The 23,894-nt window shown below is 66.0% G+C and carries 23 protein-coding genes; 9 read left to right on the top strand and 14 right to left on the bottom strand.

Going from position 1 to position 23,894, the window contains the following annotated elements; all coding sequences use genetic code 11:
* Positions 1 to 335 (bottom strand): Bug family tripartite tricarboxylate transporter substrate binding protein (locus AC3WUT_RS29780; RefSeq protein WP_492350690.1); only part of this gene is annotated, 335 nt, incomplete at its 3' end.
* Between the two features lie 358 nt (positions 336 to 693).
* On the opposite strand from AC3WUT_RS29780, the gene AC3WUT_RS29775 reads away from it, so the two are divergent.
* The 3 genes from AC3WUT_RS29775 to AC3WUT_RS29765 all read left to right on the top strand — a co-directional run bounded on the left by AC3WUT_RS29775 (position 694) and on the right by AC3WUT_RS29765 (position 4,074).
* Positions 694 to 1,608, top strand: a complete 915-nt coding sequence (locus AC3WUT_RS29775; protein WP_492350689.1) for a LysR family transcriptional regulator — start codon at positions 694 to 696, stop codon at positions 1,606 to 1,608.
* A gap of 93 nt (positions 1,609 to 1,701) precedes the next feature.
* Complete coding sequence (locus tag AC3WUT_RS29770; RefSeq protein ID WP_492350692.1) at positions 1,702 to 3,030, top strand: arylsulfatase; 1,329 nt, start codon at positions 1,702 to 1,704, stop codon at positions 3,028 to 3,030.
* 72 nt (positions 3,031 to 3,102) lie between these two features.
* Positions 3,103 to 4,074, top strand: a complete 972-nt coding sequence (locus AC3WUT_RS29765; RefSeq protein WP_492350688.1) for a Bug family tripartite tricarboxylate transporter substrate binding protein — start codon at positions 3,103 to 3,105, stop codon at positions 4,072 to 4,074.
* 111 nt (positions 4,075 to 4,185) lie between these two features.
* Here AC3WUT_RS29765 and AC3WUT_RS29760 read toward each other — a convergent pair whose 3' ends face one another.
* Positions 4,186 to 5,187, bottom strand: coding sequence for a LacI family DNA-binding transcriptional regulator (locus AC3WUT_RS29760; protein WP_492350687.1), 1,002 nt, complete (start codon positions 5,185 to 5,187; stop codon positions 4,186 to 4,188).
* A 114-nt stretch (positions 5,188 to 5,301) separates the two neighbouring features.
* Between AC3WUT_RS29760 and AC3WUT_RS29755 the strand changes: the two genes are divergently transcribed.
* Together AC3WUT_RS29755 and AC3WUT_RS29750 are read left to right on the top strand one after the other, a co-directional pair.
* Positions 5,302 to 6,423 (top strand): L-talarate/galactarate dehydratase, encoded by a 1,122-nt coding sequence (locus AC3WUT_RS29755; RefSeq protein WP_492350686.1) that lies wholly within the window; start codon positions 5,302 to 5,304, stop codon positions 6,421 to 6,423.
* A 33-nt stretch (positions 6,424 to 6,456) separates the two neighbouring features.
* Positions 6,457 to 7,422, top strand: coding sequence for a Bug family tripartite tricarboxylate transporter substrate binding protein (locus AC3WUT_RS29750; RefSeq protein WP_492350685.1), 966 nt, complete (start codon positions 6,457 to 6,459; stop codon positions 7,420 to 7,422).
* Positions 7,423 to 7,475: 53 nt separating this feature from the next.
* On the opposite strand, the gene AC3WUT_RS29745 is transcribed toward AC3WUT_RS29750, so the two are convergent.
* Both AC3WUT_RS29745 and AC3WUT_RS29740 read right to left on the bottom strand, forming a co-directional pair.
* Positions 7,476 to 8,564: a porin gene (locus tag AC3WUT_RS29745; protein ID WP_492350684.1), complete on the bottom strand. Its 1,089-nt coding sequence runs from the start codon at positions 8,562 to 8,564 to the stop codon at positions 7,476 to 7,478.
* Between the two features lie 131 nt (positions 8,565 to 8,695).
* The gene (locus AC3WUT_RS29740; RefSeq protein WP_492350683.1) at positions 8,696 to 9,469 is read right to left on the bottom strand and encodes a MipA/OmpV family protein; all 774 of its coding nucleotides are present in this window, start codon (positions 9,467 to 9,469) and stop codon (positions 8,696 to 8,698) included.
* A 217-nt stretch (positions 9,470 to 9,686) separates the two neighbouring features.
* Between AC3WUT_RS29740 and AC3WUT_RS29735 the strand changes: the two genes are divergently transcribed.
* The 3 genes from AC3WUT_RS29735 to AC3WUT_RS29725 are packed head-to-tail and all read left to right on the top strand — an operon-like array spanning position 9,687 to position 14,417.
* Positions 9,687 to 11,729 carry a TonB-dependent receptor plug domain-containing protein gene (locus AC3WUT_RS29735; RefSeq protein ID WP_492350682.1) on the top strand — a complete coding sequence of 681 codons (2,043 nt, stop codon included), beginning with the start codon at positions 9,687 to 9,689 and terminating at the stop codon, positions 11,727 to 11,729.
* A 16-nt stretch (positions 11,730 to 11,745) separates the two neighbouring features.
* Positions 11,746 to 13,041, top strand: a complete 1,296-nt coding sequence (locus AC3WUT_RS29730) for an ABC transporter substrate-binding protein (protein WP_492350681.1) — start codon at positions 11,746 to 11,748, stop codon at positions 13,039 to 13,041.
* The gene (locus AC3WUT_RS29725) at positions 13,038 to 14,417 is read left to right on the top strand and encodes a di-heme oxidoreductase family protein (protein WP_492350680.1); all 1,380 of its coding nucleotides are present in this window, start codon (positions 13,038 to 13,040) and stop codon (positions 14,415 to 14,417) included. Before AC3WUT_RS29730 ends, AC3WUT_RS29725 begins: the two co-directional genes overlap by 4 nt.
* 92 nt (positions 14,418 to 14,509) lie before the next feature.
* Here the strand turns inward: AC3WUT_RS29725 and AC3WUT_RS29720 are convergent, their stop codons facing one another.
* Complete coding sequence (locus AC3WUT_RS29720) at positions 14,510 to 15,430, bottom strand: nitroreductase family protein (RefSeq protein ID WP_492350679.1); 921 nt, start codon at positions 15,428 to 15,430, stop codon at positions 14,510 to 14,512.
* Between the two features lie 60 nt (positions 15,431 to 15,490).
* On the bottom strand, positions 15,491 to 16,867 hold the full coding sequence (locus AC3WUT_RS29715; RefSeq protein ID WP_492350678.1) for a DUF2325 domain-containing protein: 1,377 nt from the start codon (positions 16,865 to 16,867) through the stop codon (positions 15,491 to 15,493).
* Between the two features lie 320 nt (positions 16,868 to 17,187).
* On the opposite strand from AC3WUT_RS29715, the gene AC3WUT_RS29710 reads away from it, so the two are divergent.
* On the top strand, positions 17,188 to 17,451 hold the full coding sequence (locus AC3WUT_RS29710; protein ID WP_492350677.1) for a hypothetical protein: 264 nt from the start codon (positions 17,188 to 17,190) through the stop codon (positions 17,449 to 17,451).
* Here AC3WUT_RS29710 and tsaA read toward each other — a convergent pair.
* The 8 genes from tsaA to AC3WUT_RS29670 all read right to left on the bottom strand — a co-directional run.
* Positions 17,444 to 17,947: a tRNA (N6-threonylcarbamoyladenosine(37)-N6)-methyltransferase TrmO gene (tsaA, locus tag AC3WUT_RS29705; protein ID WP_492350676.1), complete on the bottom strand. Its 504-nt coding sequence runs from the start codon at positions 17,945 to 17,947 to the stop codon at positions 17,444 to 17,446. The genes AC3WUT_RS29710 and tsaA overlap by 8 nt on opposite strands.
* Positions 17,944 to 18,291, bottom strand: a complete 348-nt coding sequence (locus AC3WUT_RS29700; RefSeq protein ID WP_492350675.1) for a winged helix-turn-helix domain-containing protein — start codon at positions 18,289 to 18,291, stop codon at positions 17,944 to 17,946. The genes tsaA and AC3WUT_RS29700 overlap by 4 nt, the downstream gene beginning before the upstream one ends.
* 201 nt (positions 18,292 to 18,492) lie before the next feature.
* Positions 18,493 to 19,479 (bottom strand): Bug family tripartite tricarboxylate transporter substrate binding protein, encoded by a 987-nt coding sequence (locus AC3WUT_RS29695; RefSeq protein WP_492350674.1) that lies wholly within the window; start codon positions 19,477 to 19,479, stop codon positions 18,493 to 18,495.
* A 58-nt stretch (positions 19,480 to 19,537) separates the two neighbouring features.
* The gene (locus tag AC3WUT_RS29690; protein ID WP_492350673.1) at positions 19,538 to 20,986 is read right to left on the bottom strand and encodes an NAD-dependent succinate-semialdehyde dehydrogenase; all 1,449 of its coding nucleotides are present in this window, start codon (positions 20,984 to 20,986) and stop codon (positions 19,538 to 19,540) included.
* Between the two features lie 12 nt (positions 20,987 to 20,998).
* Positions 20,999 to 21,817 carry a 4-hydroxy-2-oxoheptanedioate aldolase gene (hpaI, locus tag AC3WUT_RS29685; RefSeq protein ID WP_492350672.1) on the bottom strand — a complete coding sequence of 273 codons (819 nt, stop codon included), beginning with the start codon at positions 21,815 to 21,817 and terminating at the stop codon, positions 20,999 to 21,001.
* An 8-nt stretch (positions 21,818 to 21,825) separates the two neighbouring features.
* Entirely contained in the window at positions 21,826 to 22,629 is an 804-nt protein-coding gene (gene hpaH / locus AC3WUT_RS29680; protein ID WP_492350671.1) for a 2-oxo-hept-4-ene-1,7-dioate hydratase, read from the bottom strand.
* 41 nt (positions 22,630 to 22,670) lie between these two features.
* A complete protein-coding gene (hpaD, locus tag AC3WUT_RS29675) occupies positions 22,671 to 23,546 on the bottom strand; it encodes a 3,4-dihydroxyphenylacetate 2,3-dioxygenase (RefSeq protein WP_492350670.1) in 876 nt (291 codons plus the stop codon).
* Between the two features lie 201 nt (positions 23,547 to 23,747).
* A partial coding sequence (locus AC3WUT_RS29670) for an aldehyde dehydrogenase family protein (protein ID WP_492350691.1) occupies positions 23,748 to 23,894 on the bottom strand: 147 nt, incomplete at its 5' end.

Here is a 23,894-nt window from a genome sequence, read left to right as displayed (position 1 = left end):
TTGAGCGGGTCGTACGACAGGGACTTGAAGACGTGGGGGTAAAGGGTCAGGTTGCCCATGGGCGTCATGAGCAGGGTGGTGCCATCGGCCGGTGCGGCGATCAGGGCCTCGGTGGCCAGTCGACCGCCCGCGCCGCCCTTGTTGTCCACCAGCATGTTGAAGCCGCGGCCCCGCACACCCTCGGCCACGGCGCGGGCCACGGTGTCGGCCGCGCCGCCTGCGGCGTATCCCACAAGCACGCGGATGGCTTTGTCCTGCGCCAGTGCGAAAGTGCTGTGGCCGGCCAGGGCCGAGGCCCCCAGCAGGCCCGCAAACTGGCGGCGGGTGGTGTTCATCGCTTGTCTCCTTTTTATGGCTTGAGTATGGTCAATGGATGCTGAGGGGAGAAATACCGTTTTGACGCCCAAGACATGCGGAAAATTTGATGTCAAACCTCCAGCCAGGGAGCATCTACCCTCAGGTCCATGGGTATCGTTCACCGGGCTGGCGCCGACATGAGTCCTGCGGCAAAAAGGACCATGAACAACATGCGTGATTCATTGTCGAATCTGGGTTGACTGGGTGTAGCTGGCCTGCCATGGCGCTGTCCCGGCCTGTTTGTTCGCTGTCATGCGAACCCAAGCCACGGGAACAGGTACGAGGTGCCCACGACAAAAGCATCCGGTGCATTGCACCTTGTTATTCTCTCGGGGCATGAATTTCTCTCGCAATGACATTTCTACCTTCATCGCGGTCGTCCGCACAGGCAGTGTCAGCCGGGCCGCCGAGCAGATCGGTGTGACTCAGCCCTCGGTCTCCAAGGCCATCAAGCGCTTGGAGGAGGAAGCCGGTATCCAACTCTTCCAGCGTGGAGGCCATGGAGCCCGCCTCACTGGCGAGGGGCAGTTGTTTCTGGAGGCGGCACGCCGATGGGAGGCGCAGCATTTCGAATTGGTGCGCACAGCCGGCGAACTGCGGGCTCAGCACTCCGGCCTGTTGCGCATCGGCATCACCAGCCCCGCGGCCGACAGCCTTGCGGTGCAGGCCATCGCCGAAATGGTGCGACGGCGCCCCGCGATGAGGCTCAAACTGAGCATTGGTAAGTCTGACGCGCTGAATGCCGCTGTAGAGGATGGTGAGTTGGACCTGGCGGTCGTGCCGTCTTACCCAGGGCAGGCGCTCAGTTGCTCACAATTCGAAATCAATGAGGATCGGGTGCGGGTGGTGGTGCGGGCCGGCCATGCCCTGACCCGCCACCCCGAGGTCAGTCTGAAGGACCTCGAACCTTATGCCTGGATCATGCCCTCGGGGCAAAGTGCGGCCCGACGCCATGTATTCAGCATCTTCGAGCGCGCTGGCGTGTCCCAGCCGCAGGTCTGCATCGAGACCGAGTACACCTCTGAGGCCGCGATGGGGGTGCTGATCTCCACCAACCTGGTGTCCATCATCCCGTCCTCGGTCCTGCGCGGCTGGCTGGGCCGTGTCCAACCCTTACCGGTGCCTGAGCTCGACATCCGTCGCACACAGGTGTTGTTGTCCCATCCCCAAGCCACCTGGTCTCCCCTTATGACCTACTTCCGCGACCTGGTGCTTGATTTCCGGGACAAATCACGGCGTGAGGGCTCATGAATGCCCAAGAGGAATCATTGGTAGCGTGTTGAGGAATGATGTCGGCACGCCTCTGGCCAGATGATGGATGCCATCCAGCTTTTGTTGCCTGCCATGACCCATCCCAACATTGTTCTCATCGTCGCCGACAACCTGGGTTGGGGCGAATTGGGCTGCTACGGGGGCGGCGCACTGCGCGGCGCACCCACGCCCCGCATCGACGCCCTGGCCAGCCAAGGTCTGTTGTTACAAAATTTCAACGTCGAGAGCGACTGCGTGCCTACACGCTCAGCTCTCATGACTGGGCGCCATCCCATCCGTACCGGCAGCCTTCAGTCGGTGCCGCCCGGCTTGCCGCAAGGACTGACGCGATGGGAAATCACCCTGGCTCAACTGTTGTCCGCTCAGGGGTATGCCACCGCACATTACGGCAAATGGCACCTGGGCGACGTGCCAGGTCGATACCCCTCTGACCGGGGCTTTGACGAGTGGTACGGCATTCCGCGAACCACCGACGAGAGTCAGTTCACCTCCAGCATCGGCTATGACCCCGGCGTTGCTGACCTGCCTTACATCATGCAAGGCGTGGCTGGAGAACCAACCGAATCGGTCCAACTCTACGACCTGGCGTCTCGACGCGGCATTGATGCAGAGTTGGTGCGCAGGTCCTGTGCCTTCATGCAACGGCACACGGCAGACAAGAAGCCCTTCTTCCTGTACCTGCCGCTGGTCCATCTGCACTTTCCCACCCTGCCACATGCGGATTTTTCCGGCAGCACCGGCAACGGGGACTTCGCGGACTCGATGGCAGAGATGGATTTCCGGGTCGGCCAGGTGATCGACGAGGTGGACCGCCTGGGCATCGCCGAGAACACGCTCTTCGTTTTCTGCAGCGACAACGGCCCTGAGTTCCGCCAGCCTTATCGTGGCACGGCCGGGCCTTGGCGGGGCACCTACCACACGGCCATGGAAGGAAGTCTGCGCGTGCCATTCATTGCGCGTTGGCCAGGGCGCATCGCACCGGGTGGCATCAGCAACGAAATCGTGCATGTGACCGACATCTTCACCACCTTGGCGCGGGTGGGCGGTGCGGAGATCCCGGAAGACCGGCCCATCGACGGCGTGGATCAACGCGCCTTTCTCTTCGGCGAACAAACGAAATCTGCGCGGGAGGGATTCATCTTCTACATCAAGCAGGACATGCGCGCGCTCAAGTGGCGTGACTGGAAACTGCATTTTTACTGGGAGCCGGAAGTCAACGAGGGGAAGGGGAAGCTGGAATCACCTTACCTCTTCAATCTCACGCGCGACCCCAAGGAGGAGGGCGACGTACTTGTCTACAACACCTGGGTGCTGGGGCCCATGCTGCGCATGGTGAAGGTATTCAACGAAAGTGCCGAGGCACACCCCCACACCCAGCCTGGCGCCAAGGATCCGGCATAAGAAAGCGCCATTCTGCGAGGGGGCCATTCGCCCCGGCGCCATCGTTTCCAAACTGTTTACAGGAGTCGTTTCATGAAAGCTTTCGAGATTTTCGCGCTTCGGTTGCTTTCTGCTTTTGTTCTGACTGTGACCTTGGCCGCCCACGCAGACACTGTCACTCCGTGGCCAACAGCCAAGCCCATCACTTGGATCGTGGGATTCGTTCCCGGCGGGTCTGTCGACGTGTTGACCCGTTCTGTCGCCAAAGCTGTGTCAGAGAAGATTGGTCAAGCCATCGTGATTGATAACCGACCAGGCGCTTCGGGTGCGCTGGGTCTGCAACTGGCGGCCAAGTCACCGAGCGACGGTTACACCCTGGTGACGGTGCCTGGCCCCATCCTCCATGTGCAGCGTCAACCCGAAATTGGGCGCGAACTCAGTGCAGTCGCGCTGATGTCGCAAGGCCCCATCGTGTTGGTCGGGGCAGCCACCGGAGCCCGAGCAAATCTGGCCGGCTTGATCGCGGCCATCAAGAAAAACCCCGAGCCCTGGAGCTTCGCAAGTTCGGGCAACGGTACGGGTCAGCATCTCGCGGGCGAGTTGTTCAACACCATGGCCGGTACCCAGATGGTTCATGTGCCCTACAAAGGAGGTGGTCAGGCGGTGACCGACGTCATCGGTGGCCAAGTGGCACTGGGAATGCTGGGGGTCACGCCCGTGCTGCCGCATATCAAGGCGGGGCGATTGAAGGCCTATGCCGTGACGACCAGCTTCCGTATTTCCAGCTTGCCCGACGTGCCCACCATGTCTGAAGCCGGGCTCAAGGGCTATGACGCCACGCAGTTCTTCGTGGCAGCCACGCCAGCGGGTACCAGCGCTGACATCCTGGACAAGCTCAATGCGGCGATCGGTCAAGCCATGCAGGCGCCCGAAGTCAAGGCGACGTTGGAGGCCTCCGGCCTGGTGGCTGGAAGGCTGACGCCAGCTCAGGCACAGGCCTTTGTTGTCGAGAGTCTTTCTAAATACCACGCCCTGGCCCATCGAAACCACATCACTTTGAATTGAAGAACGGGCGATGTGTGTCGCAGAACGCATCGGGACACAAGACCTCCCATGCGATGACGATGTCCATGTTCCGCCCGCAGGGATGACCGGCAACCCCCAGCCCAACCGGCCTCAACCGCCGCTCGAGGCCCGAGCCACCACACTGAACCCCACGTCCACCCTGCGCTCAGGCGGCGTTTTGCCGGCACAGCGGTCCAGCATCATCTGAGCGGCCTGGCGCCCGATCCATGCACCATCCACCCGCACCGAGCTGAGTGAGGGGAACAGGTGTTCCGCAAAATCGGCATCGCCAAAGCCACACACGGCCAGGTCCTGCGGAATGCGCAGGCCCCTGGCGGCGGCCTCGACCAGGATCCCCTGTGCCAGCACATCCGAGCTGCAATACACCGCCTGCAGTTGTGGGTCTTGCTTCAGCAGGCCGGTCAGGGCCTGGCGACCGTGCGCCAGGCTACTGGGGGCGGGGTTGACCACCACGGGGACCTCATGCCCCACACGCTCCAAAAACCCGGCCAGCCGGCTTTGGGCCCGGTCGTCATCCCCGGTGGCCACGGCCAGGCGGGTCAGGCCGCGCGCCAGAAAATGATCGGCCACGGCCCGCCCAACCTGCTGGTGCGAAAACCCCACCACCATGTCCACCGGGTCGGGCACCAGGTCCCAGGTCTCCACCACGGGAATGCCGGCGGTGTGCAGTTGCTGGCGGGCGGCAGCAGAGTTGAGTTTGCCGATCACCACAAAGCCATCGGGGCGGCGCGCCATCATGGTGGTGATCAGCTTGTCTTCCCGCGCGTGGTCGTAGCCCATCTGGCCCAGGATCAACTGGTAGCCCTGCTCATCCAGGGCCTCGGTCAGGGCGCGCACGGTGGGCAGAAACTGGGCCACCGAAATGATGGGCACCAGGCCCACCACGGTCATGCTGCGCCTGGATTTCAAGCCCCCGGCCAATAGGTTGGGGATGTAGCCGGTGGCCGCAATCGCCTGGCGCACCTTGTCCAGTGTGGCGGGTGACACACGATCGGGCGTGTTCAACGCGCGTGACACGGTCATGAACGACACCCCGGCCACCTGGGCGACATCGTGCAAGGTGGTGGCTTTGGGCGGCTGAGTAGAGGACATCGGCCAATGATCAGGGAAAACCACCAGGCATCGAAGCAATGTTAACGATAACATTTGCGTCGGCAGGCATCGGCCTGCTTCTTTTTTCAATCAATTTGTTAACGTTAACAAGCCATGGATTCACGCATCACCCGATTGCAGGTTTCGTCCTGCTACCTGCCACTGGCCCAAGCCATCAGCGACGCCAAGGTGCTGACGGGCCGGCAAAAGCCCATGACCGAGGTGGCCATGCTGTTTGTCGAAATGGAAACCGCCGATGGCCAGCGCGGCCTGGGCCTGAGCTACGCCAAGCGGGCCGGCGGGCCGGGCCAGTTTGCCCATGCCTGTGAAGTGGCGCCCACCCTGCTGGGCGAAGACGCCAGCGACATCGGCAAGCTGTGGGACAAGCTGTGCTGGGCCGGTGCCTCGGTGGGGCGCAGCGGCATGGCCACCCAGGCCATTGGGGCCTTCGACGTGGCGATGTGGGACCTCAAGGCTCGTCGCGCCCAATTGCCGCTGGCCAAGCTGCTGGGCGCCTACCGCGATTCGGTGCCTTGCTACAACACCTCGGGCGGCTTTTTGCACACGCCGACCGAGCAGTTGCTGGTCAATGCGGCGGCCTCGATCGAACGGGGCATCGGCGGCATCAAGCTCAAGGTGGGCCAACCCGATGGCCGGCTGGACCTGGCGCGTTTGCAGGCGGTGCGCTCCCACCTGGGCGAGGGGGTGGCCATCATGGTGGACGCCAACCAGCAGTGGGACCGCCCCACCGCGCAACGCATGTGCCGGGCGTTCGAACCCTTCAACCTGGTGTGGATCGAAGAGCCGCTCGATGCCTACGACCAAGAGGGCCACGCCGCCTTGGCCCAGGCTTTCGACACCCCGATCGCCACCGGCGAGATGCTCACCAGCGCTGCCGAGCACATCGACTTGATCCGCCACCGGGCCGCGGATTTTCTGATGCCCGATGCGCCGCGCCTGGGCGGCATCACCCCCTACCTCAAGGTGGCCGCCCAGGCCGACCATGCCGGTTTGCTGGTGGCCCCGCATTTTGCGATGGAGCTGCACATCCACCTGGCGGCTGCCTATCCGCGTGAAGGCTGGGTGGAGCACTTTGACTGGCTGGAGCCCTTGTTCAACGAACGCATCGAAATCCGCAACGGGCGGATGCTGGTGCCCATCCGCCCGGGCCTGGGCCTCTCGCTGAGCGAGCAGGCCCGCCACTGGACGCGCGAACAAGCCAGCTTCTCGGCCTGAGGCCAGAGAACGATACCCACCCGAGGAGACATGATGAAAGCTCTGATTGCTGCATTCACACTGGTCTGCACCACCTTGCTGGCTCACGCCCAAGGCTGGCCCGGTGACCGTCCCGTCACCCTGATCGTGCCCTTTCCGCCAGGTGGCACCACCGACTCCGTGGCCCGCACCCTGGCCAACCGCCTGCCCGCCAAGCTGGGGGGCGGCATCTTTGTGGTTCAGAACACGCCTGGGGCAGGGGGTACCCTCGGCACGGCGGTGGCGAAACGGGCTTCGCCCGACGGCCACACGGTGCTGGTGACCTCGCTCGGCCCCTTGGTGATCGGCCCCCACTTGAAATCGGGCCTGGGCTATGACCCCTTGAAAGACTTTGACGACCTGAGCGTGCTCGTGCAGGCCCCCAATGTGCTGGCGGTGCGCGCCGCCTCACCCGACAAGACCGTGCCCCAGATGCTGGAGCGCATGCGGGCCCAACCCGGCAAGCTGAGCTTTGCCTCGGCGGGCAACGGCACCAGCGATCACCTGACCGCCGAGCTGTTCTGGCTCGAAACGCGGACCACCGGCCTGCACATCCCCTACAAAGGCGGCGTGCCCGCGCTGCAGGACTTGCTCGGGGGCCAGGTGGACGCCTCGTTCATGAACATCAACACTGCCTTGCCCAATCTGCGCGCTGGCAAGCTGCGTGCCCTGGCCATCACCAGCAGCCAGCGCTCGCCGCTGTTGCCCGAGGTGCCCACGATGGACGAGCTGGGCTACAAGGGCGCCACGGTCTACTCGTGGCAAGCAGTGGTCTTGCCCAAGGGGGTGCCCGCCGAGGTCCGCTCCCGCCTGCATGCCGCGGTGCTGTCCATCCTCAACGAGCCGGCCGTCCGGCAACCGTTGCTGGACCTGGGCTTTGAGGTGGTCGGCAACACGCCCGAGCAGTTCACCGAGTTCCAGGCCCGCGAACATGCCCGGTGGAAGCAGGTCATCGAACAGGGCAGGATCAGTGCTGATTGATCAGGGCACTGGCTTGGTGGCCTGCTGGCCTGCCGGGGGCGTGCTGCGCGGCCTCAGAAAGCGTACCGCACGCCCACGTTGTACTGGTGGCCGTGACCACTGGCGGCCATGAAGCCGGCGGGGCTGGAGCTGGCGCCCGTGTTCACCAGCAGCGGGTACTTGGCCGAGGCCTCGCCCTGGTTGTTGATGGCCACCACCTGGGCGTACAGCATCAGGGTCTTGGACAGCCGGTGGTAAGCCCCGACCGCCAGTGATTGCGCCTTGATGCGGGTGGTGTTGCCCGGGTCCTTGACCGAGTAATAGCCCACATCGAAGGCGGTGAGCGGGGTGAAGTCGTAGCGGCCGCCAAGGCCATAGGCATTCAGCTCGCCCGTGCGCGAAGGCGATACCGAACCCCCCGGGCCCACTTGAAAGCCGCCCGAAAATCGGGCCAGGTCGGCCTTGAGCGTGAACGCATCCCATTGGTAGCCAGCCCCCCAGACCTGGCCCTTGTTGGTCTGGGTGCCGGTGGTGGGGTCTTTCTGGGCGTAGGCGCCTGCTGCCAGCACCAGGGCCTGTTGGCGGTACACGGCCCCCCAGCGCGTGCCCGAGCCCGCACTGTTGTTGCCTGCCACGTTGCCGAAGGCGTACTCGCCACGCAGCGTGAGGCCCGCCAGATCGGGCGAGGTGTAGCTGACGGCATTGCTGTCCGAGGTCGAGCCATTGCCCATCACCCAGTACTGCAGGATGCTGCCCAGGTTGCTGCCCCCGCGCGGGTCCACCGCCAGCATGCTCAGAAACGCCACGTTGTTCTGCTGGCCCACCTTGAAGGTGCCCAGCTCTGAGCTCAGGGCGACGTTGGCCTGCCGGTTGAAGAACGAGGTGGACGGTGGAAACTGCCCATACGCCCCATTGGACAGGTTGAAGCCCGACTCCAGCTGGAACAGGGCCTTGAGGCCGCCTCCCAGGTCTTCGATGCCTTTGACGCCCCAGAAATTGGGCAGGTAGCCCCCTGTGAGCTGCTCATTGGCGCGCAGGCCGGGCAACTGGCTGCTCAGCACGCCAGTGTCCAGGGTGCCGTACAGGCTCAGTTCGGATTGCGCCCAGGCGGAGGCGCCCACGGTCAGGCCAATGGCTGGCATCAGCCACCCTATCTTTTTCATCTTGTCTCCTGGTTGAAGTTCTCTTGGGCTGCTTGTGGCCCGAGAAAAGTCTATGAAGCGCAAGTGAATAAAAACAGATCACAAAAAGCAGGAAGTGATAGCAAAAATGCCAAGCCTGGGCGGCCCGGGTTTCAATACCGCCAGGCCAATGCCAACAGCGCCGTATCCCGGTGGCCCGGGCCGGCCAGGGGGCTGTTGGCCAGGCTGCGGTCGGTGAACACCCGACGCAGGTACAGGTTCAGCACCCAGGGGCCGCTCACCGGCAGCTCGATCAAGCCGCCCACATAGGGGTTCAGGGCCGCACCGGGCTGGTAGGCCCGGCCTGCGGCAGCCGCATCGGCGGCCGTCGTGCCCAGGTAGTAGCGGGTATAGCCCGATGACTGCCGCTCCAGCCCCAATTCGGGGTACAGCGTGACTCGCCCCAGCGGCAGCTCGGCCAGGTAGCGCGCCTGCACCAGGGTGCCGCCCGAGGCGCCGAAGTCGTGCAGCACATTCACGCCGAAGGCGCCCACCGGCGTGATCTGCAGCGTGCCCAGCCCCAGGGGTACCGGGTCTTTGCGCGCCGACCAGCCGCCGCCGTGGTAGCCATCGCTGCGCACCTGCCCCAGCAGCTCCAGATGGCCGGCACCCAGGGGCAGGGTCTTGATGCCAAAGGTATCGATGCGGGCAAACAGCCGCCCCTGTTCGAAGTTCAGGTAGGGCAGCACGCGGGTGTGGCCCGGCACACCTTGCGCAGCAGCTCCGCTGCGCACCAGCGCCAGGCCCACATCGCCGCTGAAGGCCTCGGTCAGTGCCAGGCCGTCTGCCTCGGCGCATGGGGCCCCCACGGGCAGCAGGCCTGCCAGACCCAGAAAGGCGCCCAGCAGCGTGGACTTGAGGCGGGCAGGGGCGGGGCGGTGGTTCATGGTTTGACGCAGGTGGGGCGCTGGTGGTACGCGGGTGTGACTCGGGGGCGCCAGTGTACCCAGCGCCTGCCGAGGGCTGCCAGAGCTTCTGTGGTTAGAATTTGGCTATGTTTTTGTGAATATAGCGAGAGACGCTTCACATCGAACAACAGGGTGGCGCCAACGGCTTCTGGCGCCCCGGCCCTGACACAACACTCAATTCGACGAGGGAGATTCCATGGCCAGAAAAAGCCGGATCCGGCAAGGGATGGGTTGCGCCGCATCGGCGCGCTGCTACACGGGGGTGGGGGCCGCGCTGGCCCTGCTGGTGGCGCCAGCCGCCTGGGCCCAGGAGGCTTATCGGGCCACCCCGTTTCAGCTGGGCACCGTGACCGTGACAGCCCCCAGGGTGCAGGTGGGCGAAATCGGTGAAGACCAGGTGAGTTCAGTGGTGAGCAGCGAAGAGATGCTGCGTTTCAACCGCGACAACGTGGGCGACGCCCTGGACCTGCTGTCGGGTGTGACGCTGTCCAATGTCACCAAGAACGAGAAACGCATCTTCGTGCGCGGATTCGATTCGCGCCAGGTGGGCCTGTTCATCGACGGCATCCCGGTCTACATCCCCTACGACGGCCTGGTGGACCTGAACCGGTTCACCACCGCTGACCTGGCGGCCGTGCAGGTGGCCAAGGGCTTCAGTTCGATGAGTTATGGGCCCAACACGCTGGGCGGCGCCATCAACCTGATCTCGCGCAAGCCCAGCGCGGCTTTTGAGGGCGATGCCCGGGTGGGCTTCGGTTCGGGCGGTGAGCGCCAGGCGTCGGTGAACGTGGGCACCAACCGCGGGCTCTGGTACCTGCAGGCGGGGGCCTCGTACATTCAGGCCGACAGCTTTCCCTTGTCGTCCGACTTCAAGCCCACCGCCACCGAAAACGGCGGCGAGCGCAACAACGCCTACCGCAAGGACGACAAGCTGTCCTTCAAGCTCGGCCTCACGCCCAACGCCAGTGACGAGTACGCGATCAGCTACTACCGCCAGAACGGTGAGAAGGGGCAGCCCCCGTCCACCACGGCCAGCACCGCGTCGGCCCGCTATTGGCAGTGGCCCTACTGGAACAAGGAGAGCCTGTACTTTGTGTCGCGCACCGCGGTCAGCCGCGACGAGACCCTCAAGCTGCGCCTGTACCGCGATGCCTTCGACAACGCCATCAACATGTACAAGGACGCCAGCTACACCACGCTGAGCAGCGGCGGCACCGGCCCCAGCGTCTACAACGACCGAACCTACGGCGGCTCGCTGGAGCTGGAGTCGGCCCGCTTCGAGCGGCATACCGTGCGCCTGGTCACCCATTACAAGCAGGACCAGCACAACAAGTACGACACCTCCGGCGCCACGGTGGGCATTGAGGATTTCAAGGACACGCTCAGCTCGTACGGGCTGGAGGACAACTTCCAGCTCAGCCCCAGCTGGTTGCTGGCCTGGGGAGCCTCACACCACCAGCTGCGGCCCAACCACCTGTACAACTCCAGCAACACCGGGCTCAGCCTGCCGTCTGCCAAGTCGGCCAACGACGCGCAGCTGGGCCTGTTCCACGACTGGTTGCCCACGGCCCGCCTTTATGCGACGGTGGCGCGCAAGTCGCGCCTGCCCACGCTCAGCGATCGCTACTCGCAGTCGATGAGCACCTACATCGAGAACCCCGACCTGCAGCCCGAGCAGGCCCTCAATTACGAGCTGGGCTACCAAGGCACGCCCTGGCCCGGCGCCAAGGCCCAGGCCGCGCTGTTCTACAGCGACATCAGCAACAAGATCCAGACCTGGTACAGCAGCGGCGCCAGTTGCACCAGCACCAGCAAGTGCCAGCGCCGCAACATCGGGCAGGTGCGCAGTTCTGGCCTGGAGCTGGGCCTGCAGACGCCGGTGTCGGCGCACTGGGATCTGGGCGGCAACTACACCTACCTGGACCAGCGCAACGTGAGTGACCCCGCCACACGCCTGACGGATGTGCCGCGGCACAAGATCAGCGCCAACGCGCTGTACCGGCCCACCGCCGCGGTCGACCTGGTGGCCTGGGTCGAATACAACAGCAGCCGCTGGGTCTCCAACACCGTGCAGCTGCCCAGCTTCACCGTGGTCAATCTGAAGGCGGTGTACCGGCCTGCCAAGAACGTGTCGGCCGAGTTCGGCCTGAACAACCTGGGCGACAAGAACTACTTCCTGGCCGATGGTTTTCCCAACCCGGGGCGTACCTGGTTTGCCAACCTGCGCTACGTGTTCTGAGGATCGATCCATGGCCATGAGCATTCCCCGCCGACGATGGTTGCTGGCTGCTGGAGCCGGTCTGGCGCTGACCCCGATGCTGCCCCTGCGGGCCGCACCCAGCACTGTCACGGTGCTCACCAGTTACCCCGATGAGATGGTGTCGCGCTTCGAGGCGGCCTTCGAGAAGGCCTTTCCGGCCTATCGCCTCAAGGTGGTCTGGCGCATGCCGCACGACGCCGCCCCCTACCTGCGCCAACCCCGGGCCAGCGGTGTGGATGTCTATTGGGCGGCCTCGCCACCCGTCTTCGGTGCCCTGGCGCAAGAGGGGGTCTGGCAGGCGCTGGCGCTCGGCCGGCAGGGCCTGCCGGCCCAGGTGGGCCGCACCCCGCTGCGGGGCCCGGAGGATCTTTACGCTGCTACCGAGTTGGCGGGCTTTGGCTTTGCCATCAACCCGGCCGCGCTGAGCCAGCGGCAATTGCCCATCCCGCGCGACTGGCCTGACCTGGCCCAGCCTGTGTATGCCGGCCAGATCGCGCTGCCCGTGCCGGCCCGGGTGGGCTATGCACCCCCCATCGTCGAGATCGTGCTGCAGGCTTTTGACTGGGAGCAGGGCTGGGCCCTCTGGAGCCAGATCGCGGCCCAGGCGGTGCTGATCGACCGCGGCGCCACCCTGGTCCAGGAGGAGGTGGCCTCCGGGCGCTGTGCCGTCGGGGTGTCGATCGACTTCTTCGTCAACTCCGCCATCGCCAACGGCGCCAAGATCGACTTGGTGTATCCCACCCACACCGGCCTCAACCCGGCGCACGTGGCCATCACGCGGGCAAGCACCAACCCCGACGGAGCACGGGCCTGGGTCGGGTTCCTGCTGTCGGAGCAGGGTCAAGCCCAGTTGGCTCACCCCGACATCCGTCGCCTGCCGGTGCGCCCTGCCGCCTATGGCGGTGCCGCGGCGGCCGCCTACAACCCCTTTGCGGCGGCCGAGGCGGGGCAGCAGCGCTTTGATGCCGAGGCGGCGCGGCCGCGCCTGGCGCTGAGCAGCGCCGTGTTTCAGCAGATGCTGGTCGAGCCGCAGGCCGAGCTGCGCGAGCTGTGGCGGCGGGTGCTGGCCGGTGAGGCGGCTGGTCAGCCGGTGGCGCAGGCCCGCCGCTGCCTGCAAACCGCCCCGCTGACCGAGGCCGAGGCGGCCGACCCCGCCCTGCAGCGCCTCTTTGCCAGCCGGCTGGAGGGGGCCAACCCCCCGGCGCTGTCGGGCATCGAGGCCGGCTGGGCCACCAGCGCCCGGCAGCAGCGGGCCGACGCCGCCCGCTGGCTGGACCAGGCCGGCGCATGAGGCCGATGGTCCGCCTGACGCGGTTCAGAGACGGGCTGCTGATCGCCCTGGCCGCCTGCGCCGCTGTTTCAACAGCGGCTGAAAACGCGCTGCCCGTGTCGTCTGGACAGCCTGTGCCGCTGGACCGAGAGGCACTGAGTCAGCCCTTGCCCGGCCTGGAGGCCGAGGACCTGCGTCGATTCCAGGACGGGCGCGCCCTGTTCCGCCAGAGCTGGATCGTGGCCCCGGCGGGCGACAGTCGTCTCGATGGTCTGGGGCCTTTGTACAACCGCCTGGCCTGCATCTCCTGCCACGCCAAGAACGGTCGGGGGGGCGCGCCCGAGGGGCCGTCGCAACGCATGCAAAGCATGCTCATGCGCTTGTCCGTGCCGGGCCTGGGCCCCCACGGCGGGCCCAGGCCGCACCCGGTGTACGGCGATCAATTGAACGAAGAGGGCATTGCCGGCGTGCCGGGCGAGGGGCGGGCCCAGGTCCGTTGGCAGACCCGACGCGTGACACTGGCCGATGGGCAGCAGGTGCTGCTGCGGCAACCGCAGTGGACGTTGTCTGAACTGGCCTACGGGCCACTGGCGGGCGTGCAGATGTCGGCCCGGGTGTCGCCTGCGGTGGCCGGCCTGGGTTTGCTGGAGGCCGTGCCCGAGGCCGTGCTGCTGGCGCGGCAGGCCGAGCGCAAACCCGACGGCGTGAAGGGGCGTGTCAACCGGGTCTGGGACATCGCCCGCCAGCAGGCCACCGTGGGCCGATTTGGCCTGAAGGCCAACGCCCCGGGTCTGCGGCAGCAGATCGCCGGCGCCTTTCAGGGGGACATGGGCCTGACCACCTCCTTGCTGCCGGCCGACAATTGCCAACCCGCACAGACGGCCTGCCGTGCCGCCCCCTCTGGCGGGCAGCCTGAGGTCGATGATGAGCAACTGCGCCAGGTTGAGTTCTACCTGGCCCACCTGGCGCCACCGCCCCGGCGTGAGCCAGACCACCCCGAGGTGCGTCGTGGCGAATGGCTGTTCAGCCGCACTGGCTGTGCGGTGTGCCATCTGCCTGCGCTGCCCAGCGGGCCCCACCCTCGGTTTGCGCGCGTCAACGCCCCCTTGGCAGCGGCCTACACCGACTTGCTGTTGCACGACATGGGCCCCCAACTGGCCGATGACCGCCCCGACCACCTGGCCACGGGGCGCGAATGGCGCACCGCCCCCTTGTGGGGGCTGGGCCTGCTGCAAGATCTGAATGAGCAGGTGGGCTGGCTGCATGATGGCCGGGCCCGCAGCCCCGAAGAGGCCATCCTGTGGCATGGCGGCGAGGCGCGTGTGGCACGCCAGCGCTACCTGCGACTGCCTGCCGCAGAGCGCGCCGCCTTGCTGCGCTTTCTACGTTCCCTGTGAGCCGGTGGGCGATGCGTCATAGGTGTGCCATCCGGCAGGACAGTAGCCCCAGCGGCACCTGCTCGTTTGGCGGTTCGCATTCGGGGCCTCGATCAGCCGAAGCCCTTTGATGCCCCAGTGGCGCCGACGCTGCGCGCTGGCGCCACTGGGGCATTTGCTTGCACGGGAGTGCTCAATGCTTCCAAAGGTGGAACCCAATCCGAGATCACTTCTGTGAAGTCCGTCGCACGTCGAGCGGGGGGCAGCTCGGCGATCGAGCCCAGGCTGATGAACCCAGCCAGGAACTCCTGGGGCTGGATACCCAGTTCGTTGCACAGGACCGGGTCGAAGCAACGCTCCCCGCTGAGCACGATGGACCCGAACCCCAGTTGGTGAGCTGCATGGAGCACATTGCCCAGTGCAGCACCGGCGGACAGCCACTGCTCTCGCACCGGCACCTGGGTCCTGGTCTTGGGCGAGACCACAAAGGCCAACAAGGCGGGTGGGCGGGTGGCGTGCTCCCTGGCCCGCTCAATGTCTTTTTGAGGCGCGAGCGGGTCCCGTCGGCGCTTTTCTCTTTCGAAACAATCCGCAAGGGCCTGTCGGTGCTCGGGCTGAAAATCCAGCAGTCGCCAAGGGTGAAGGCTACCGTGGTCAGGCGCATGCAGCCCGGCTTGGACGATCAAATGCAGGTCCGCAGCACTGGGGCCGGGGGCACATAGGCGTTTGGGGGACACGGAGCGTCGTTCCAGCAGAACCTCCACCAGGGTCTGCCGAGAGGCATTGCCAAATCGTTCCCGGCAATCGCTCGATTGAAAACAGAACTCCCTGGCCCAGTCCAGAAGCAGCTCGCCAGACGGGGTGAAACCTTCAAATGAGTCGCCAGAATGCACCAGGGCTTGTTCATAGCGGGATTCGAGCCTGGCGATGATTTCACGAAGGCCATAGACCGAAAAGCCACTCGCAGACGCCGCAGCCTGCCAGTCCTGCTTCTGGGCAAGGCAGATCAGGGCGCTCAGTTCCTCGAATTCCATCTTCGCTCTTTCTGTCAATGCGTCTTGGCTTGATGGGTCGCCTGGACTCATCCCATGCCGTCATGCGTGGCGGATGCACAAGGTGTTGCGCCGGATCGGAACCTGGGCGTGCTTGTCCCGCGGTGCCTCCAGCGCGGCCAAGAAGCTGGCGATTCCTGCTGTGCGAAGCGGGCGAAACGGCACGCCGTGGCGCACACACAGGCGCTTGAGCACATTCATGGAGTCGTGATCGACGCAATCCACGGGCAGCAGCACCAGATCACAGCCGGGCACCAGACCGGGCAGCAGGCCCTTGCGGTCTTCCAGCCCTCCGTCATGGACGATCAGCTCCAGGCCTGCATCTTTGGCCAGGCGCTGGAGGGTGCCGTTGGAGCTGGGCCGGCCACCCACATAAAGCACACGAGCCCCTTGCCAGGCTTGGGCGGGGCTGGGCGCCTGCGCTGGCGTTTGGGCATTCAAAGTGGATTCCAGCGCCGCTACTTCAGCCCGCAACGAACGGCACAACTGTGCGTACCCGTCGGCTTGCTCTTGCAGGCGATCGGTCTCGGTCTGAAGGGTTGCCAGTTCCTGGTCTCGACGGTCCAGCGTCTGTTGCGACCAATCGCGCTCCTGGCTCAGCTTGATCAGGCGATGGTGCAGATCCTCCAGCGTGGCATGCCGCGTCGAGCCGGGCTGCAACTCTGCCTGACGTGCCAGGGCGGCTTGCTGGACCCGCTGTTGCTCCAGCAATTGCTGGCCTTTTTGATGCCGCTGCGCCTGCCGCTGCAGGCGTTCCTGTTGCTCATCCAGTTGACGGCGCAACTCGGCGTTCTCCAGTTCGAGCGTGCGCAAGCGCACCAGATCAGCCCGATTTCCAACCCCTTGTAGGTGCGACAGCATGTGCACCTCGCCAAACATCAGTTTGCGCAGATCCTCGGTTGCCGCGGGGTGGGTCATCAAGGCCCAATAGGGGCCCGGGATGTCGGCGTCTTGCACGCTGCCGCGCCAGGCCTGTTCCAGTTCCGTGGTGGATTTCGGCATGGCAAAGCGCTGGATGTGCAGCGCATGCTGTTGATCCAGCATCTTGTTGAGCAGCTTGGCCCCATCGCCACCCGCCACCGCCTGTTCAACGGCGGCATGGTGCACCTCCAGCTCGGTCAGTTGCGACGCAGGCACGCCCTGCAGCCGGGTTACCAGCTTGCGCAGTTCAGCCCCGCCCAGGCAGGTTCCAATCACCGAACAATGCATGGACGATTTCAGGTCCTTCAGTCTGGCCCGCGTGGGCCGGGCCGCGATCGCCCCGCCTTGGGCGGCAGACCCGTCGCCGCTGTCGCAGCAGCCTGGGGCGGCGCCGGCCCCTGTCCAGGGCAGGTAGCTGCCACGCCGCGCCATGTCCGGTCGCGCAGGTGAGAACAGGCCGACGGGGGCCGAGCGTTCGGTGGGGAGGGCTTTCAACATGAGTTCGTCCTGACGAGGCGTTGAAACAGGCGGGTCCGTGCTCACTCGTTATATCTGAATGGCTATAGCGAGTGACTATAGCGAAATTGAGAAGCCACGTCCCGCCCCCTGGCAACAAGGCCCCGGTAACTTGTCGTATACGCAACAAGGCCTATATACTGAAAAATACAACGACCCTGGCGAACTTCACGATCCTCATGCAGTCATCCCACTCTGGCATCGACACGCTCCCCGCCGCGGCAAGCGAGGCACGGGAAGACCCAGCACCAGCCCCATGGGGCGAGGCCCTGGTCCCGGCTCCGTTCGGGAGCCGCCAGCCCTTGGCGGGCCTTGAAGGAGGAGGGGGTGGTGGCGAGCAAACCGTCTGGGTGCGCGCGGCGGTCACCTGCGACACCCAAGCCAGATCAGCGTTTCAGATCGAGGAATGGGCGCTTGAAGCTGTCATGGGCTCCGATGAGGTGGTGCTGAGCTTCCTGGGGCCCGATGGCTCTGTCCAATCCCTCTTGCTGAAAGCCGTGGATGCACAAGATCTGGCGATCGCTCTGCAAAGTGCCAGGCGGCCCGGTCTGCAGGCGCTTAACTAGGGTGCTCTGAGCTCATCCGAGCATCTGATCGCGTCTGCTCCAGGCTGGGCAGGTTCTTGGCGAACCAGCCCACACGTTCCGTCTGGCGTGCATCGAACTTGGGGACATAGGGCTTGATGTCCAGCACGGGCGTGCCGTCCAGCATGTCGTTGCCGGCGAAGTGCAGCAAGCGGCCTTCTCGGCGCAGAAGTCGAACCAGGCTCAGACCCAGTCGGTTGGGTCTGGCCGGTGCCCGGGTGGCGAACACACCGTGACTCTCGTTGTCCAGAAAGGGAACGACCTCCAGGCGCTCGACCTGCACCTGATGCAGATGGGTGATCAGCCAGACAAACTCGAAGCCCTCGATGTCGCGAAGCCCGGCCTCAAAGGCCTCGTGTACCTCCAGGCAGGCCACTTCATGCGGGGCACCAGCCGTTTGGACGGGCATGCCAATGGGGTCGGTGAAGCGGCTGCGCACCACGCCGATCGGACGGCAGTGAACCGCATCGTCGTTCATGGGCGCAGGAGCTTGAGCAGCTTTTTGAGGTCGGCCCGGGCGGCCAGTTCGGCCTTGGCTTCGATCTCGCGGTAGCGCTTCACGATTTCCTGGCCGACCGCCGTGAGGCTGGTTCCACCGCCTCGGCTACCCCCTGCCGAGGTCATCACCGCGGGCGCTTGAAGGCTTCGGTTGAGCTCGTCGACCAGCAGCCAGGCGCGCCGGTAGGACATGTCGAGCTCTCGCCCAGCCGCAGAGATCGAGCCGGTGCGCTCGATGGCCTCCAGCAGTTGGACCTTGCCAGGCCCAATGGCGATTTCTTCTTCGCGTCGGATTCGGAGCCGAAACTGGATACTGGTCGTCATGGGGCTGGAAGACTCTCTTAGGGGCTGTTGGCTTGGATCCTAACGCAGCCCTAGCCCGGCCGCCACACCAGCCTGAGCCGTCTGGATGGCAAGAGGCCGGCGGTCTCTCGGTTCGGCGGACAGTGGCCTGCCCTGGGTGCCGATTGGGCGATGGTTCAAGTCAAGGCCCGGCACGGCGGCCGCACCGGGCTGGTGGGCGCATCAATCCAGTGTGATGCCCAGGGCCTTGATCAGCGGCTGCCACTTCTTGCGCTCGCTGTCGATCAGGCGGTTCATGTCGGCGGCGTCGGCCGGGCGGGCCTCCCAGCCGGCATCGAACAGCTTCTGCCGCACGCCGGCATCGGCCATGGCCTTTTGCAGCTCAGTGCCCAGGCGGGCGCCGATCTCCTTGGGTGTGGCCGCCGGCAACACCAGGCCTTGCCAGGTGTAGGCCTCGACCGCGGGGTGGCCCAGTTCACGCGCGGTGACCAATTGGGGCAACTGCGGGATGCGTTCGCCCGACAGGGCCAGCAGGGGAACCACCTTGCCGGCCTTGACCGCGCTGATGCCGCTGGGCAGGTCCAGCATCATCAGCGGCACCTGGTTGCCCATCACGTCCTGCAAGGCCGGGGCACCTCCCTTGTAGGGCACATGCAGCATCTTCACGCCAAACTCACGCTGGAACAGCTCCAGCGCCAGGTGGTGCGGGCTGCCCTGGCCGGCGGTGGCAATGCTCAGCTCGCCCGGGCTGCGCTGCAGCGCGGCCAGCAAGGCCTTGGCGTCGGCCAGGCCGGCCTGGGGCGAGGCCACGATCAGCAGCGGCGAACGGCCCATCATGCCCACGGTACCGAAGTCTTTGTCAGCCGAGTACGGCAGCTTCTTGTACAGGACGGGGTTGTAGATCAGCACGCCGTTGTCGGCCGACAGCATCGTGTAGCCGTCGGCCGGCGAGTGGGCCACGTTGTCGGCGGCGATGGAGGCGCCGGCTCCGGGGCGGTTGTCCACCAGGATGGGCTGGCCAAGCTGGCGCGACAACTGGGCGCCCACGGTGCGGGCCAGAAAGTCGGTGCCGCCACCGGCAGGGTAGCCCACCACCCAGCGGATCGGCTTGGCGGGGTAGCTGTTGGGCTGGGCCTGGACCTGCCCCAGGGCGAGCAGGCTGGCGGCCGCCAGCGAGAAGGTGGTGAAAAGTCTCCGGGTGCTTGTCATGGTGTCTCTCTTTTTGTGAAGGGTGGCTGGAATCGGAAAACTGAAAGGGCTGCCGGCTTCAGGCCATGCACTGGTACTTGGTGTGCAGGTACTCTTCCAGGCCCTGGCGTGCACCTTCGCGCCCATAGCCCGACTGCTTGATGCCGCCGAAGGGCGCTACCGCGGTCGAGATCAGGCCCGAGTTGATGCCCACCATGCCGTACTGCAGGGCGGCGCCCACGCGCCAGGTCCGGGCCGAGTTGCGGGTGTAGAAATACGCGGCCAGTCCGAACTCGGTGTCGTTGGCCATCTGCAGGGCTTCGGCCTCGGTGTGGAAGCGGAACAGCGGGGCCACGGGGCCGAAGATCTCCTCCTGGGCCAGGCGCATGGCCGGGCTCACCCCGGTCAGGATGGTGGGCTCGTAGAAGGTGCGGCCCAGGGCATGGCGTTGGCCCCCGGTCAGCACCTGGGCGCCCCCGGCCACCGCGTCGGCCACCAGTTCTTCGACCTTGGCCAGCGCCGGCTCGTCGATCAACGGGCCCTGGCCCACATCGGCCTCCAGCCCGTTGCCCACCTTGAGCGCCCGCACGGCCGCCGCCAGCTTGGCGGCAAAGGCGTCGTACACGCTGTCGTGCACCAGAAAGCGGTTGGCGCACACGCAGGTCTGCCCGGTGTTGCGGTACTTGGAGGCCAGCGCGCCGATCACGGCCTGGTCCAGGTCGGCGTCTTCGAACACGATGAAGGGCGCATTGCCACCCAGCTCCAGCGACAGCTTCTTGAGCGTGGGCGCGCATTGGGCGGCCAGCAGGCGGCCCACCTCGGTCGAGCCGGTGAAGGTCAGCTTGCGCACCAGCGGGCTGGCCGTCAGCTCGGCGCCGATGGGGCGGGCCCCGCCCGTGAGCACGTTGAACACCCCCGCCGGCACCCCGGCGCGCTGGGCCAGCTCGGCCATGGCCAGGGCGCTCAGCGGGGTCTGGGTGGCCGGCTTCACGATGATGGTGCAGCCCGCGGCCAGGGCCGGGGCCACCTTGCGGGTGATCATGGCGGCCGGGAAGTTCCAGGGCGTGATGGCGGCGCACACGCCCACGGGCTCACGCGTCACCAGCAGGCGCTTGTCGGGCCAGGGCGAGGGGATGATCTCGCCATACACGCGCCGCGCCTCCTCGGCGTACCACTCGATGTAAGAGGCCGCGTAGGCGATCTCGCCGCGCGCTTCGGCCAGGGGCTTGCCCTGCTCGTGGGTCATCAGCAGGGCCAGATCGTCCTGGTGCTGCAGCATCAGCTCAAACCAGCGGCGCAGGATGCGGGCGCGGTCTTCGGCGCTGCGCTCTTTCCATTGCAGGAAGGCGGCCTGCGCGGCCGCAATGGCCTCGCGGGTCTGTTCGGCACCCACGTCGGGTATGTGGGCGAGCAGCTCGCCTGTGGCCGGGTTGTGCACGGGCAGCGTGGCACCGTTGCGGGCGGCCACCCAGTGGCCATCGATCAGGTTGGCCTGCTTCAGCAGGCTGGGGTCTTGCAGGGTCAGCATGGGCTTGGTGGTTCAGTAGGGGCTGCTGCCGGCCGGTGCGGCAGCCAGGGTGGTTTCGGTGGCAGGCTTGAAGCTGCGGGCCAGGGCGGTGGCGGCGTTCACCAGCAAGGTGGTGTCCACGCCCACGGCCACGAACTGCGCGCCGGCGGCCAGGTAGTGGCGGGCCTGCACCGGGTCGGCCATCAGGATGCCGGCCGCCTTGCCGGCAGCCCGCACCGTGGCAATGCCCTCGGTGATGGCCTGCTGCACGGCGGGGTGGTTGGCCTGGCCGCGGTAGCCCATCGAGGCCGACAGGTCGGCCGGCCCAAAAAACACGCCGTCCACACCCTCCACCTGGGCGATCTCGGCCAGGTGGCTCAGGGCCTCGGTGGTTTCGGCCTGCACCAGCAGGCACATCTCATCGTCGGCCAGGTGCACATACTGCGGCACCTGGTTCCAGCGCGAGGCGCGTGCCAGGGCCGCCCCCATGCCGCGCACCCCGGCCGGGGCATAGCGCATGGCGCGCACCATCTCACGCGCCTGTTCGGCGCTGTCGATCATCGGCACCAGCAGGGTCTGGGCACCCACATCGAGGTACTGCTTGACCAAGGCGGTGCGGCCTTCCACCGGGCGCACCACCGGGTGCACGGGGTAGGGCGCCACGGCGCGCAGTTGCGACAGCACGGTGCGCACATCGTTGGGGCCGTGCTCGGCATCCAGCAGCAGCCAGTCAAAGCCGCAGCCGGCCAGGGCCTCGGCCACGTTGTCGTCGGCCAGGCCGACCCACAGGCCGATCTGGGTCTGGCCCTGTTGCAGGGCGCGTTTGAACAGGTTGGGGCTCAGGGCTTGCATCGTTGGCCTCACACGAAACGGAAAGACACCGAGCCCAGCGGGCCGTAGTCGGCATGGAAGGCATCGCCGGCTTTGGCCGCTGTGGGCCGCGTGAACGAACCGGCCAGCACCACGTCGCCCGCGTTGAGCTGCTCGCCGTGCGGGGCGATCTTGTTGGCCAGCCAGGCCACGCCGGTGGCGGGGTGGTTCAGCACGGCGGCGGCCAGGCCGGTCTCTTCGATCACGCCGTTCTTGTGCAGCAGGGCGCCGACCCAGCGCAGGTCCACGTCCAGTGGCTTGACCGGGCGGCCGCCCAGCACCACGCCGGCATTGGCGGCAAAGTCGGAGATGGTGTCGAACACCTTGCGCGGGGCGCCGCTTTCGCGGTCGAACTGCTCGATGCGGGCATCGATGATCTCGATGGCGGGCACCACGTAGTCGGTGGCCGACAGCACTTCGAACAGGCTCACCTCGGGGCCCTTGAGAGGCTTGCCGAGGATGAAGGCCAGCTCCACCTCCACCCGCGGTGCGATGAAGCGGGCGGCCGGGATGTCGGTGCCGTTGTCAAAGAACATGTCGTCCATCAAGGGCGCGTAGTCGGGCTCGGTGATCTGGCTGGCCATCTGCATGGCGCGCGAGGTCAGGCCGATCTTGCGGCCCTTGATGCGGCGGCCGGCGGCCAGCTCGAGCTTGACCCACTCGCGTTGGATGGCGTAGCCGTCCTCGATCGTCATGGCGGGGTGGCGGGCCGAAAAATGGCGCAACGGGGCACGGGTTCGGCGCGCCTCTTGAAGCTCGCGGGCGAGCGATTGCAGGGTCTCTGGGGACAACATGGGTGTGCGTGCTGGGGGCGGGAGTGGGTTGGGCGAGGGGCTCAGGCGACGACGGGTGCCGTCAGCGGCTGCACGGGGAAGATGGCGTTGATCTGGCCGGTGCCCGAGCTGGGGAAGAACGGGGTCACCACCTCGACGCCAGCGCTGTAGGCATCCCAGCCCAGGGCGCCCAGCAGCATGGCGGTGTCGTGCATGAAGCCCTCGCCATGGCCCTTGTCGGCGTACTCGGGCAGCAGGGCGCAGAAGGTCTTCCAGTCGCCCTTCTTCCACATCTCGACCACATGGTGATCGAACTCTTCGAGGTAGGGGCTCCACATCTTGTGCATGTATTCTTCGGCCACGCCGTTCTGGGCAAAGCGGTGGCTCAGCGAGCCGCTGGCAAAGAAGGCCACCTTGCCGTCGTAGTCGCGTTCGACGGCCTCACGCATGGCGCGGCCCAGGCGAGCGCTGTCAGCCAGGTTGTGCACCGTGCACAAGGCCGACACCGACACCACCTTGAAGCGGCGGTCGGCGTTCATGTAGCGCATGGGTACCAGGGTCCCGTACTCCAGATTCAGTGTGGTGTCAGAGTGGGCGCGGGTGGGCACGCCGGCCGCTGTGGCCGCCCGGGCCAGCAGATCACCCAGAGCCGGGTTGCCGTCGTACTCGTACGGCATGTTCTTGATGAAGTGCGGCAGCTCGTTGCTGGTGTAGATGCCCTTGAAGTGCGCTGCGTTGTTGATGTGATAGCCCGAGTTGACCAGCCAGTGGGTGTCGAACACCACGATGGTGTCCACGCCCAGCTCACGGCAGCGGCGGCCGATTTCAAGGTGGCCGTCGATGGCAGGCTGGCGGCAGCCCTTGTGCGGGCCGTCCAGCTCGCTCAGGTACATCGAGGGGACGTGGGTGATCTTGGCGGCAAGCGCGAGTTGGCCCATGGTTGACTCCTTTGGTTGTGACTTGTTTCGTGGCAAAAAGATAGAAATTGATGACGCTGAGTTGCGCCGGAGGCGTCTGCAAGCCCCTGATTCAGAAGGCTGCGGAGCAAGCCATACCAGCAGACACCGCGGAGCTGGCTTTGCCAGGCCGCTGGTGTCGTCCCCTGGGGGATGGCGCCGCAGGCGACTCAGGGGGGCACATCAAACTCCCCAGTGGGGGATGTGGTGGCTGCCCAGCGACACGGCGATGTTCTTCGGTTCACAGAACACCTCGTAGCTCCAGGTGCCGCCCTCGCGCCCGGTGCCGCTGGCCTTGGTGCCGCCAAAGGGCTGGCGCAGGTCGCGCAC

The sequence above is a fragment of the Curvibacter sp. EU05-FHT14A10 genome (genome assembly GCF_058791075.1).
The sequence above is the reverse complement of the archived record's forward strand: the minus strand, read 5'-3'. Positions and strand labels throughout refer to the sequence as shown.

Excerpts from the sequence above, each read along its gene's own strand:
- AC3WUT_RS29765 (WP_492350688.1), top strand. The coding sequence starts at position 3,103 with ATGAAAGCTTTCGAGATTTTCGCGCTTCGGTTGCTTTCTGCTTTTGTT.
- hpaD (WP_492350670.1), bottom strand. The coding sequence starts at position 23,546 with ATGGGCCAACTCGCGCTTGCCGCCAAGATCACCCACGTCCCCTCGATG.
- AC3WUT_RS29720 (WP_492350679.1), bottom strand. The coding sequence starts at position 15,430 with ATGGAATTCGAGGAACTGAGCGCCCTGATCTGCCTTGCCCAGAAGCAG.
- AC3WUT_RS29700 (WP_492350675.1), bottom strand. The coding sequence starts at position 18,291 with ATGACGACCAGTATCCAGTTTCGGCTCCGAATCCGACGCGAAGAAGAA.
- AC3WUT_RS29735 (WP_492350682.1), top strand. The coding sequence starts at position 9,687 with ATGGCCAGAAAAAGCCGGATCCGGCAAGGGATGGGTTGCGCCGCATCG.
- AC3WUT_RS29715 (WP_492350678.1), bottom strand. The coding sequence starts at position 16,867 with ATGTTGAAAGCCCTCCCCACCGAACGCTCGGCCCCCGTCGGCCTGTTC.
- AC3WUT_RS29695 (WP_492350674.1), bottom strand. The coding sequence starts at position 19,479 with ATGACAAGCACCCGGAGACTTTTCACCACCTTCTCGCTGGCGGCCGCC.
- AC3WUT_RS29745 (WP_492350684.1), bottom strand. The coding sequence starts at position 8,564 with ATGAAAAAGATAGGGTGGCTGATGCCAGCCATTGGCCTGACCGTGGGC.
- AC3WUT_RS29760 (WP_492350687.1), bottom strand. The coding sequence starts at position 5,187 with ATGTCCTCTACTCAGCCGCCCAAAGCCACCACCTTGCACGATGTCGCC.
- AC3WUT_RS29755 (WP_492350686.1), top strand. The coding sequence starts at position 5,302 with ATGGATTCACGCATCACCCGATTGCAGGTTTCGTCCTGCTACCTGCCA.
- hpaH (WP_492350671.1), bottom strand. The coding sequence starts at position 22,629 with ATGTTGTCCCCAGAGACCCTGCAATCGCTCGCCCGCGAGCTTCAAGAG.
- AC3WUT_RS29730 (WP_492350681.1), top strand. The coding sequence starts at position 11,746 with ATGAGCATTCCCCGCCGACGATGGTTGCTGGCTGCTGGAGCCGGTCTG.
- AC3WUT_RS29690 (WP_492350673.1), bottom strand. The coding sequence starts at position 20,986 with ATGCTGACCCTGCAAGACCCCAGCCTGCTGAAGCAGGCCAACCTGATC.
- AC3WUT_RS29775 (WP_492350689.1), top strand. The coding sequence starts at position 694 with ATGAATTTCTCTCGCAATGACATTTCTACCTTCATCGCGGTCGTCCGC.
- AC3WUT_RS29770 (WP_492350692.1), top strand. The coding sequence starts at position 1,702 with ATGACCCATCCCAACATTGTTCTCATCGTCGCCGACAACCTGGGTTGG.
- hpaI (WP_492350672.1), bottom strand. The coding sequence starts at position 21,817 with ATGCAAGCCCTGAGCCCCAACCTGTTCAAACGCGCCCTGCAACAGGGC.
- AC3WUT_RS29725 (WP_492350680.1), top strand. The coding sequence starts at position 13,038 with ATGAGGCCGATGGTCCGCCTGACGCGGTTCAGAGACGGGCTGCTGATC.
- tsaA (WP_492350676.1), bottom strand. The coding sequence starts at position 17,947 with ATGAACGACGATGCGGTTCACTGCCGTCCGATCGGCGTGGTGCGCAGC.
- AC3WUT_RS29750 (WP_492350685.1), top strand. The coding sequence starts at position 6,457 with ATGAAAGCTCTGATTGCTGCATTCACACTGGTCTGCACCACCTTGCTG.
- AC3WUT_RS29740 (WP_492350683.1), bottom strand. The coding sequence starts at position 9,469 with ATGAACCACCGCCCCGCCCCTGCCCGCCTCAAGTCCACGCTGCTGGGC.